At 67.4% G+C, this 11,203-nt stretch carries 9 protein-coding genes; 6 read left to right on the top strand and 3 right to left on the bottom strand.

The window, feature by feature from the left end:
* From AX702_RS05725 to AX702_RS05715, 3 genes are all read right to left on the bottom strand, one after another.
* Positions 1-1,537: alpha-L-fucosidase (locus tag AX702_RS05725; protein ID WP_082746002.1), on the bottom strand; the 1,537-nt coding region annotated here is incomplete at its 3' end.
* Positions 1,538-1,681: 144 nt separating this feature from the next.
* Entirely contained in the window at positions 1,682-3,481 is a 1,800-nt protein-coding gene (locus tag AX702_RS05720; RefSeq protein WP_066777312.1) for an IlvD/Edd family dehydratase, read from the bottom strand.
* A 15-nt stretch (positions 3,482-3,496) separates the two neighbouring features.
* Complete coding sequence (locus AX702_RS05715; RefSeq protein WP_066777309.1) at positions 3,497-4,618, bottom strand: aldose epimerase family protein; 1,122 nt, start codon at positions 4,616-4,618, stop codon at positions 3,497-3,499.
* Positions 4,619-4,761: 143 nt separating this feature from the next.
* On the opposite strand from AX702_RS05715, the gene AX702_RS05710 reads away from it, so the two are divergent.
* The 6 genes from AX702_RS05710 to AX702_RS05685 are packed head-to-tail and all read left to right on the top strand — an operon-like array spanning position 4,762 to position 11,128.
* The gene (locus AX702_RS05710) at positions 4,762-6,081 is read left to right on the top strand and encodes a sugar MFS transporter (protein WP_082745998.1); all 1,320 of its coding nucleotides are present in this window, start codon (positions 4,762-4,764) and stop codon (positions 6,079-6,081) included.
* Positions 6,074-6,949 (top strand): 2-dehydro-3-deoxygalactonokinase, encoded by an 876-nt coding sequence (locus AX702_RS05705; RefSeq protein WP_066777306.1) that lies wholly within the window; start codon positions 6,074-6,076, stop codon positions 6,947-6,949. The genes AX702_RS05710 and AX702_RS05705 overlap by 8 nt, the downstream gene beginning before the upstream one ends.
* On the top strand, positions 6,946-7,560 hold the full coding sequence (locus AX702_RS05700) for a 2-dehydro-3-deoxy-6-phosphogalactonate aldolase (RefSeq protein WP_066777303.1): 615 nt from the start codon (positions 6,946-6,948) through the stop codon (positions 7,558-7,560). The genes AX702_RS05705 and AX702_RS05700 overlap by 4 nt, the downstream gene beginning before the upstream one ends.
* Complete coding sequence (gene araD1 / locus AX702_RS05695; RefSeq protein ID WP_066777300.1) at positions 7,557-8,549, top strand: AraD1 family protein; 993 nt, start codon at positions 7,557-7,559, stop codon at positions 8,547-8,549. The genes AX702_RS05700 and araD1 overlap by 4 nt, the downstream gene beginning before the upstream one ends.
* The gene (locus AX702_RS05690) at positions 8,546-9,481 is read left to right on the top strand and encodes a Gfo/Idh/MocA family protein (RefSeq protein WP_066777297.1); all 936 of its coding nucleotides are present in this window, start codon (positions 8,546-8,548) and stop codon (positions 9,479-9,481) included. The genes araD1 and AX702_RS05690 overlap by 4 nt, the downstream gene beginning before the upstream one ends.
* 57 nt (positions 9,482-9,538) lie before the next feature.
* On the top strand, positions 9,539-11,128 hold the full coding sequence (locus AX702_RS05685) for a DUF5597 domain-containing protein (RefSeq protein ID WP_156455373.1): 1,590 nt from the start codon (positions 9,539-9,541) through the stop codon (positions 11,126-11,128).
* Positions 11,129-11,203 lie beyond the last annotated feature (75 nt).

Raw genomic sequence — 11,203 nt, 5'->3', positions numbered from 1 at the left:
CTGTCACCGCCAGCCCGCCGGCGCGCTGCGCCACCGTCACCGGCCCGCCGCCCAGCAGCGTCGCCCGCGCGACCCGCTTGCCCGCCAGCGCCGCGATGGTCACCGGCCGCGCCGGCCGCTTCAGGAACAGCACGTACAGCGCGCCGCCATTCGTCGTGAACCGCACGTCGCGTTCGTCGAAGCCCGTGAACGCGCCCTCGTTCTGCATCCCCGCCGTCAGCTGCGTCGGGCCCTCGCCATAGACCCGCCACGGCCGCGAGCCGAAGATCGCCTCGCCGTTCACCGCCATCCAGCCGGCGAGATCGTCGAGGATCCGTTCCTCCTCAGCATCGATGCTGCCGTCGCCGCGCTGCGGCACCGAGAGCAGCAGGTTGCCATTTTTCGACACCACGTCGGCGAGCCGCTGCACCACGTCCTCGGCGCTCTTGTAGCTGCGATCGGTGAAGCGGCTGCGGTTGTAGAACCAGTCGCCGATGCACGTATCGGTCTGCCACGGCTCGTCCCACAACTTGTCGGCAAAGCCGCGCTCGACATCCTGCACCACGCCGAAGCGGGCATAGGGCTTCAGCTGCTTGGCGGTCAGCACCACGTCGATCTTGCCGTGCCAGTCGATCGACTTGTTGTAGTAATGCGCCGCCGCTTCCAGTCCGGTCTGGCCGAACGGCAGTTCGTGATTGTCGAAGTAACAAAGGTCCGGTTTGTACTTCTCGATCAGCTCCTGCTGGCGCAAGAGCCATTGGCGCACGAAGCGGCGGTCGCCCGGCGGCGGCGTTTCGATCCACTGACCGTTGTGCTTGTCGTGCCAGGCGTTCATCGCCTCGATACTGTCGATCCCGTCGGGGGCGACGGCATGGCGGCCGGTGTACAGTTCCTGCGGATCGAGCCCGTCCCACCACTGCCCGCGCCCGTCGGCCGCGGTTAGCCGATAAGCGTCGTAGCGCTCGCCCTTGCGCGGGCCGACCGGATCATACGCATAGGCCGGCTGATACCAATGCCAGGCGTGCGAGATGTGGTTGGAGACGCCGAAGCGCAGCCCCGCTGTCCTCGCCGCACGTTCCCAGGTGCCGACCACATCCCGCTTCGGCCCGATGCGCGTCGTGTTCCACGCATGGTGGCTACTGTCGAAGCAATCGAGATTGTCGTGATGCGTCGCCAGCGACACGAAATATTTGGCGCCCGCCTTCACGAAGCGCTGCATCAGCGCCTCGGGCTCCCATCGGTCGGCCTTCCACAGCGGGAAAAGGTCCTTCATCCCGAATTTGGTGGGATGACCGTAGGTCTTGCGGTGGAAGTCGGCCATCGGATGGCCCTGCATGTACAGGAAGCGGCCGTACCAATCGCCCTGCTCGGGCACCGCCTGCGGCCCCCAGTGCGACCAGATCCCGAACTTCGCGTCGCGGAACCAGTCGGGATAGCTATAATGCTGCACCAGCGACGGCCAGTTCGGCTGCACCCGCTCGCCGCGCCGCGCGGCGACGAGGGCAGGGGCCGCCATCGCGGCAGCGATCACGGCACGCCGTGACGGTCCTTGGGTCATCGGTGTCCTCTCCCTCATTGCACCACCTAAGCCCCGTTCGCCCTAAGCCTGTCGAAGGGCGTGTCCCAAGCGCGCGAACCGTGTTGGGCACGTACTTCGACAGGCTCAGTACGAACGGGGGAGGGGCGTTCCGATCACATCAGATCAGTGGTTATCCCGCGGCAGCCCCATCGTCTGGGCGATGCGCTGATACTTCTCTGCCCCCTCAAGGATCGCGCCCGTATTCAGCTGGCCAACCACCGCACGCTGGATCTCCTGCCAAGGCGTCTGCGAAGCCGGGTATTGATACCCCCCGGCCGCCACCAGCTTCTCGCGCCGCGCCGCCAGTTCCGCGTCCGAAACCAGCACGTTCACCTCACCCTTGGCGAGGTCCATCCGCACCCGATCCCCCGTCTCGAGCAGCGCCAGGCCCCCCATCGCCGCCGCCTCGGGCGAGGCGTTCAGGATCGACGGACTCCCAGACGTCCCCGACTGCCGTCCATCGCCGATGCACGGCAGCGCATGCACGCCCTCGGTGATGAGGTAAGCCGGCGGCCGCATGTTCACGACCTCCGCCGCACCCGGATACCCCACCGGTCCCGCGCCGCGCATGAACATCAAGGTCTCGGGCGTGATCCCCGTCGCCGGATCGTCGATCCGCGCATGATAATCCTCCGGCCCGTCGAAGACGACCGCCGGCCCCTCGAAGGCATTGGGATCGTCCGGATTGCACAGATAGCGCTCGCGGAACTCGTCCGAGATCACGCTGGTCTTCATCACCGCCGCATCGAACAGATTGCCCGACAGCACCAGGAAGCCGGCCTCCTCCTTCAGCGGCGCCGCGAACGGCCGGATCACTTCCTCGTCCTCGATCGCCACGTCGCGGCAATTGTCGCCCATCGTGCGCCCGTTGACCGTCATCGCGCCCTCGCGGATCAGCCCTTGGCTGATCAGCTGGCCGACCACCGCCGGCACGCCGCCCGCGCGATAATAGTCCTCGCCCAGATACTCGCCCGCCGGCTGCAGGTTCACCAGCAGCGGGATCTTGTGCCCGACATCCTCCCAGTCCTTCAGCGGCAGCTCGACGCCGACATGCCGCGCGATCGCGGCCAGATGGATCGGCGCATTTGTCGACCCGCCGATCGCGCTGTTGACCATGATCGCGTTGTGGAACGCATCCAGCGTCAGGATATCCGAGGGCTTCAGATCCTCGCGCACCATCTCCACGATGCGCTGTCCGGTGCGCCACGCCACTTCCTGCCGGTCGCGATAGGGCGCCGGGATCGCCGCCGACCCCGGCAGCATCATGCCCAACGCCTCGGCGAGCGAGTTCATCGTCGTCGCCGTACCCATCGTGTTGCAATAGCCCGTTGACGGCGCCGACGAGGCGACGAGTTTGATGAAGCCCTCGTCATCGATCTGCCCCGCGGCGAGCAATTCGCGCGCCTTCCACACGATCGTGCCCGAACCGGTGCGCTGGCCCTTGAACCAGCCGTTCAGCATCGGCCCGACCGACAGCGCGATCGCCGGGATGTTCACCGTCGCCGCCGCCATCAGCAGCGCCGGCGTGGTCTTGTCGCACCCCGTAGTCAGCACCACGCCATCGAGCGGGTAGCCGTAGAGCGCCTCGACCAGCCCGAGATAGGCGAGGTTGCGATCCAGCCCCGCGGTCGGCCGCTTGCCCGTCTCCTGGATCGGATGCACCGGGAATTCCAGTGCGATGCCGCCCATCTCGCGGATGCCCTCGCGCACGCGCTCGGCGAGCACCAGATGGTGGCGGTTGCAGGGGGAAAGGTCGCTGCCGGTCTGCGCGATACCGATGATCGGCTTGCCCGACCGCAATTCCTCCAGGCTCAGCCCGAAGTTCAGATACCGCTCCAGATACAGTGCGGTCATGTCGATATTGTCGGGATTGTCGAACCACGCGCGGCTGCGGAGCTTGGGCGGGTTGGTGCGGTCGGTCATTGACAGATACTCCGGTCAGCGCGTCACGGAGACGCGATAGATCATGCGGTGGTGGTAAGGTTTGCCGGGCGCGACGCGGGCCGATCCGAACGCCGGCTGGTTCGGCGTATCGGGGAATTTCTGCGGCTCCAGCGCGATGCCGTCGCCCATGCGATAGACGTGACCGCTCTTTCCCCGAAGCGTCCCGTCGAGGAAGTTGCCGGCATAGAATTGCACACCCGGCTCGGTGGAGAGCACCTCCAGCACGCGCCCCGAAGCGGGATCCTCTAGCCGCGCCGCCAGCTGCGGCTCTGCGGTGATGCCTTTGTCGAGCACCCAATTATGGTCGTAGCCGCGCCCCAGCACGATCTGCGGATCGCGGCCGTCGCGGATTGCGTCGCCGATCACGCGCGGCTTCGTGAAGTCGAACGCACCCTCCGCCACCGGCTTCATCTCACCGGTCGGGATCAGCGCGGCATCGACCGGCATATAGCGCGCGGCGGGAATGGTCAGGCGGTGCCCCGTCGCGCCGCCCGCCGATCCCTCGCCGGCCAGGTTGAACAGAGCATGATTGGTCATGTTGACGATCGTCGGCGCGTCGCTGGTCGCATCGAAGTCGATCGTCAGCGCGCCGTCATCGTCCAGCGCATAGGTCACGCGCGCCTCGACCTTGCCGGGATAGCCCTGGTCGCCCGCCGGGCTGGTCAGCGCCAGCACGACCTTCGCGGCCTTGCTGCCTTCCACCGACACGATCCGCCATACCCGTTTGTCGAAGCCGGTCGTGCCGCCATGCAGCGAGGCCGCTTTCTCGTTGAGCGTCAGCTGATAGGCTTTGCCATCAAGCGTGAAGCGCCCGCCCGCGATTCGGTTCGCATAGCGACCGATCGTCTGCCCCCAGTAATTGGGCTTGCTGATGTAGCTCGCGGCATCGTCATGCCCCAGCGTCACGTCGGCCACGCGCCCGTCGCGATCGGGCGCTTCCAGCGCCTGTAAGGTCGCGCCCAGCGTCATGATCCGCGCCTTGACGCCATTCGTCCCCGTCAGCGTCACCGCCTCGATCGCGGTGCCGTCCGCCAGTGCACCGAACGCCGCGCGCTGCGCCGTGGCGGCAGCCGCCGGGGCCGCCACGATGGTAGCGCTGCGGCCCAAGCCGGCCATCAATGCTGCGGTACGCCTGTTCAACGAACCCCTCCACGCAGGAAACCGGATTTGCGAATGCACCGGCCTGCTTTTCCCATTACGCCGATGGACAGGCGGTGCACAAGACGATAGCGCTACCATAAGTTGAAGGGGAGAGTGGAATGCCTCAGGTGCCGGGTTCAATCGGCAGTGTATCGCCGCAGCCAGCGGGGGCGTCGTATCGCTCCGCGTTGACGTTGTTGGCCAGCCTGTTCTTCATGTGGGGCTTCATCACCGTCATCAACGGGACGCTGCTTCCGCATCTCAGGAGCGTGTTCGACCTCAGCTATTTCCAGGCGACGCTGATCGAGGGCGTGTGGTTCATCGCCTATTTCTTCGCCTCGATCCCCTCGGCGAAGCTGATCGAGCGGATCGGCTACCAGAAGTCGCTCGTCACCGGCCTCGGCATCATGGCCGCCGGCGCGCTCGGCATGACGGTCGCCGCCAGCCTGCCATCCTATGGCGTCACGCTCGCCATGCTGTTCGTCATCGCCAGCGGCATCACGCTGCTTCAGGTCGCGGCCAACCCTTATGTCGCCGTCGTCGGCCCGGCGGAGACGGCATCCTCGCGCCTCAACCTCGTCCAGGCGATGAACTCCGCCGGCACGATGCTCGCGCCGCTGTTCGGCTCCTTCCTGATCCTCGGCCGCTCCAAGGGCGGCACCGCCGCGCACGGCACCGTACTGACCGAGGCGGAGCGGCTCGCCGACGCGCAGTCGGTCGTGCTGCCCTATGCCATCGTCGCGGCCGTGCTGGTCGTCCTCGCGATCATCATCGCGCGCTTCCCGCTGCCCACGATGGGCTCGGCCACCAGCCGCGTCGCCAAGGAGGATCGCCACAACCATTCGCTGTGGAAGCACCGCAATCTGGTGTGGGGCATCCCGGCGATCTTCATCTACCTCGTCGCCGAGATCGGTGTCGGCAATCTCTTCGTGAACTTCGTCAGCCAGCCCGACATCGGCGACATGACCACCGAGCGCGCCGGCCAGTATCTCACGCTCCTGTGGGGCGGCATGATGGTTGGCCGGTTCATCGGCTCGGCAATCATGCAGAAGGTCGATGCGGCGAAGGTGCTCGCCGGCTTCTCGATCGGCGCGTTTGTCGTAATGCTCGGCGCGGTGTTCCTCGACGGACCCGTCGCGATGTGGTCGCTGATCCTCGTCGGCCTGTTTCACTCGATCATGTTCCCGACGATCTTCACCCTCGCGATCAAGGGCCTCGGCCCGCTGACCGAGGAAGGCTCGGGCCTGCTCATCATGGCGATCGCCGGCGGCGCCTTGGTGCCGCTCCAGGGCAAGATCGCCGACACGATCGGCCTCCAGCCCTCGTTTCTGATCACCGTCGCGTGCGAGGTGTACATCCTCTTCTACGCGCTCTGGGGATCGAAGGTCACCGTATCGCTCGATCAGCCCGTCGAGGCGGAGGCGGCCCCGCGTGCCTGAAGCCGCCTATCTCGCACTCGACTGGGGCACCACCAACCGTCGCGTCTATGCGCTGGCGGCGGACGGCGCGTTGCTCCACCGCGTGCAGGACGATCGCGGCGTCCTCGCCGTCCCGGCCGGCGGCTACCCGGCCGAGATCGCCGCCATACGCGCGACCCACGGCGACCTGCCGATCCTCGCCGCCGGCATGATCGGGTCGACCCGCGGCTGGCACGACGTCCCCTATGTCGCCGCCCCCGCCGATCCCGCCGCGCTCGCCGTCGGCGCGTTGGAGGCGGGGCAGGGGGTGACGATCCTCCCCGGCATCTCGTACCGCGACGATCGTCGTGCCGATGTGATGCGCGGCGAGGAGGTGCAGGTATTCGGCGCCATCGCCGCCGGCCTCGCGCCCGCCGACGCTCTGTTCTGCCAGCCCGGCACGCATAACAAGTGGATCGTCGCGGCAGCCGGCGCGATTGCCGACTTCACCACCGCGATGACCGGCGAATTGTTCGCCTTGCTCAAGGCGCACGGCATCCTTGCCGGCATGCTGGACGGTGCGGTCATCGATGGCCCGGCCTTTCGCGACGGCCTCGCGCGTGGGGGGGCAGGGGATCTCCCTGCGGCGCTGTTCGAGGTTCGTGCCTCCGTCCTGCTCGGCACGCGGCTTGCGGAGGATGCGGCAAGCTTCGCCAGCGGCATCCTGATCGGTGCTGACGTTGCCGCCCGCCCGGACCTTTCCGGCCACGACGTCCATCTGCTCGGCAGCGGTGCGCTCGCCGATCTCTATTCCGTCGCCATCGCGCAGGCCGGCGCCCGCCCCGTCACGATCGACAGCGAAACCGCTTTTCTCGCCGGCATCCACGCCCTTCGGGAGCAATTGTCATGAATTTCGCCGAGGCCTTCGCCGCCTGTCCGCTCGTCGCGATCCTGCGCGGTCTCACCCCTGCCGATGCACCCACGGTCGGCGACGCGCTCGCCGACGCCGGCTTCACGCTGATCGAGGTACCGCTCAACTCGCCCGATCCCTTCGCCAGCATCCGCGCGATGGCCGATCGCCTCGCCGGCCGCGCGCTCGTCGGCGCCGGCACCGTGCTGACGGTGGAGCAGGTCGGGCAGGTCGCCGACGCCGGCGGTACGTTGGTCGTCTCCCCCAACACCAACCCCGACGTGATCCGCGCGACGGTCGCTGCCGGCCTGATCTCGATGCCCGGCTATTTCACCCCCTCCGAAGGCTTCGCCGCGCTCGCCGCCGGCGCCGCTGCGCTGAAGCTCTTCCCCGCCGACGGCACCACGCCCGCCATGCTCAAGGCCCAGCGCGCCGTCCTGCCGCGCGACGTACCCGTCTTGGCGGTCGGCGGCATCACCCCCGACAATATGGCCGAGTGGAAGGCCGCCGGCGCCAACGGCTACGGCCTCGGCTCCAACCTCTACAAACCCGGCAAGCCCGCCGCCGACGTCGCGGAAGACGCCCGCCGCTACATCAAGGCCCTCGCATGACCGACCGCCTGCTCCAGCACCGCGCCGAAGACGGCACCCGCTTGGTCATCCTCGCCGACGCCACCACCGCCGTCTTCCTCGATAGCGTGGCGACCACTCGCGATCTCGCGCGCCTCGCCATCGCTGAAGCCACCACGCTTGCCGACGCCGCCCGCGCCCGTCGCACGAACCGCGCCGTCGATCTGCCCGCCGAGCTCAACGCCGGCCGCCTACTCGCGGCGATCGACCATCCGGACCCCGCCCGGCTGATGATGGCCGGCACCGGCCTCACCCATCTCGGCTCCGCCGAAGGCCGCGACGCGATGCACAAGGCCGCCGCCAGCGCCGACCACCCGACCGATTCGATGCGCATGTTCCTCGAAGGAGTCGAAGGCGGGAAGCCTCGGCCCGGCGAGCAGGGTCAGCAGCCCGAATGGTTCTACAAGGGCCCCGGTGACGGCCTGAAAGGGCCCGGCGAAGCACTGCGCTCGCCCGCATTCGCCCGGGATTGCGGCGAGGAACCCGAACTCGCCGGCATTTACCTGATCGGCGAGGACGGCACCCCGTATCGCCTCGGCGTCGCGCTCGCCAATGAGTTCAGCGACCATGTGACCGAGCGCCACAACTACCTCTGGCTCGCCCATTCGAAGCTCCGCGAAGCCGCGCTCGGCGCCGAACTGCTGCTCGGCCCAATCCCCGCCGACATCCGCGGCACCAGCCGCATCATGCGCAACGGCGAGTGTCTGTGGAGAAAGCCTTTCCTGACCGGCGAAGACAATATGTCTCACTACATCGCCAACCTCGAAGCGCATCATTTCAAATATGCGCCCTTCCGCCGCCCGGGTGACATTCACGTCCACTTCTTCGGCACCGCCACCCTGTCATTTAGCGACGACGTGCAAACGCAACCGGGCGATGTGTTCGAGATCACCGCCGATCCCTTCGCCCTGCCGCTCCGCAACCGCCTCGAGATCGCTCCCGCCGAAACCGTCACGGTGCACCAGCTATGACCATCCGCCTCGCCCTGATCGGCTTCGGCAAGATCGCTCAGGATCAGCACCTCCCCGTGGTGCAGGCCAGCCCCGCCTTCACGCTTGCAGCGACCGTCAGCAAGCACGGCCAAGGGATTGATGGCACGCCGCATTTCGAGGATCTCGCCGACCTGATCGCCAGCGGCATTGCGGTCGACGCCGTCTCGATCTGCACCCCACCTCAGGTCCGCCGTGCCGTCGCCTTGCAGGCGATTGCGCAGGGCTGGCACGTCTTCCTCGAAAAGCCGCCCGCCTCCACCCTCGCCGAAGTCGAACTGCTCCGCACCGCCGCCGAGGAGCAGGCCGTCACCCTCTTCGCCAGCTGGCACTCGCGCTACGCTCCCGCAGTCGAACCCGCCCGCACCTGGCTGGCAGAGCGCGAAATCCGCGCTGTAAAAGTGACATGGCGTGAGGACGTGCGCGTCTGGCACCCCGGCCAGCAGTGGATCTGGCAGCCCGGCGGCTTCGGCGTCTTCGATCCCGGCATCAATGCGCTGTCGATCGTCACCCATATCTTGCCGCGTCCGCTCGTCGTCGAACAGGCGGCGCTAGATATCCCCGAGAACCTCGCCGCTCCGATCGCAGCCCGCGTGTCCCTCCGCGACACCGCGGGCGTGCCGGTCGTGATGGACCTCGATTTCCGCCAGGAAGGCCCGCAAAGCTGGGATATCGCGGTCGAGACCGACGCCGGCACGCTGACGCTGTCCAAGGGCGGCGACGAACTCGCGCTGCCCGATGGCGACGCCACGCTCCCCGCCGCGGGGGACCATGCCGAATATGCCGCGCTCTACGCCCGCTTCGCCGATCTCGTGCAGGTCGGCGCCAGTGATGTTGACGTCACACCGTTGCGGCTGGTCGCGGACGCCTTCCTGTCCGGTCGCCACGACAGGGTCGAGGCCCTCATCGAATAGCCAACAAGAACAGTCGCCAGGAGAGGAAAGCTGAAAAACATTCGAGCCGTCACGGCCATGGCGCTCGCGCTCGCCGCGCCGCTGGCGGCGCAGGAAACGCCCGTGCCGCGCATCGCGAGCAGCAACGGCCGCCATGCGCTGATCGTCGACGGCGCGCCCTTCCTGATGCTCGGCGCGCAGGTCAACAATAGCAGCGCCTGGCCCGCCGCGATGGCAAAGGTCTGGCCGGTAATGGAGGCGCTCCACGTCAACACCGTCGAGGTGCCGATCGCCTGGGAACAGATCGAGCGGGAGGAAGGCAAGTTCGACTTCTCCTACCTCGACCTCCTGCTCGCCCAGGCGCGCGAACGCGAGATGCGCCTCGTCCTTCTCTGGTTCGGCACATGGAAGAACACCAACCCGCAATACACGCCCAGCTGGGTCAAGCTGGACAACAAGCGCTTCCCGCGCATGCGCAAGCCGGACGGCACCAATCATTACGCGCTCTCGCCCTTCGGCCGCGAGACGCTTGCGGCGGACAGCCGCGCGTTCGCCGCCTTCATCCGCCACCTGAAGCAGGCCGATCCGCAGAACACCGTGGTGATGGTGCAGGTGCAGAACGAGCCCGGCTCCTACGGCCTGCCGCGCGACCATTCGCCCGAGGCCAATGCCGCCTTCGCCGCGCCGGTGCCCGCCGCGCTACTCAAGCAGACGAAAAAGCAGCCGGGCGACTGGACCAGCGTCTTCGGCCGCGATGCTGAGCTCTACTTCCACGCCTGGCACGTCGCCCGATACATTGATCAGGTCGCCGCGGCCGGGAAGGCGATCAAGCCGATCCCGATGTACGTCAACGCCGCGCTTCCCGGCGATCCATTCACCTGGCAGGAGCCGAAAAGCTACGCGAGCGGCGGGCCTGCCAACACCGTGATCGACGTGTACAAGGCCGCCGCCCCGCACCTCGACGTGCTCGCGCCCGACATCTACAATCCCGATCACAAGGCTTATAGCGGCTTCCTCGCCGCCTATGATCGGCCGGACAATCCGTTGATGGTGCCTGAGACCGGCCACTCAAAGGAATACGCCCGCTACTTCTTCGAGGCGGTCGGGCGCGGCGCAATCGGCTGGGCGCCTTTCGGCGTGGACGGCAATCGCTATTTGCCCACGCTGCCGCTGACCCCCAAGCTGAACGCCGAAGTGATCGCTCCGTTCGCCGCGAACTTCGCGCTGTTCCGTCCGATCGCGCGGCTATGGGCCGAGCGCGCCTTTGCCGGTAAGACCTGGGGCGCTGCCGAGCCCAACGATCCCGCCGACCAGCACCAGCAGGTGATGAAGCTCGGCAAATATGTCGCCACCGCCAGCTTCGGCCGCTCCGACTTCGGCATGGCGCCGCCCAAGGGCAATCCGGAGCCCTCGGGCGGCGTGGCTATCGCGGAACTAGCGCCCGACGAATATCTCGTCACCGGCTACCGCGCGCGCATCGACTTCGCGCTGACCGACGAGGCCCGCGCCAACATCCTCTACGACCGGATCGAGGAAGGCCATTACGACGAAGCCGGCAAATGGGTGTTCGAGCGCGTGTGGAACGGCGATCAGGCCGATTGGGGGCTGAACTTCACCGCCGCGCCGCAGCTGCTGCGCGTCAAGCTCGCCAGCTATCCGAAGCGGTAGCGGGAGGCGCTGAAGCTGGTGCTGGTGGCGGTTCTTAGGCAACCAGCTGATCGGAACCGCGGCAGAGCGATCGGA

Origin of the sequence: Sphingomonas sp. CCH5-D11, assembly GCF_001557395.1 — a bacterium.
Classification (GTDB): Bacteria; Pseudomonadota; Alphaproteobacteria; order Sphingomonadales; family Sphingomonadaceae; genus Sphingomonas.
This window is presented reverse-complemented; position numbering and strand designations above follow the sequence as displayed.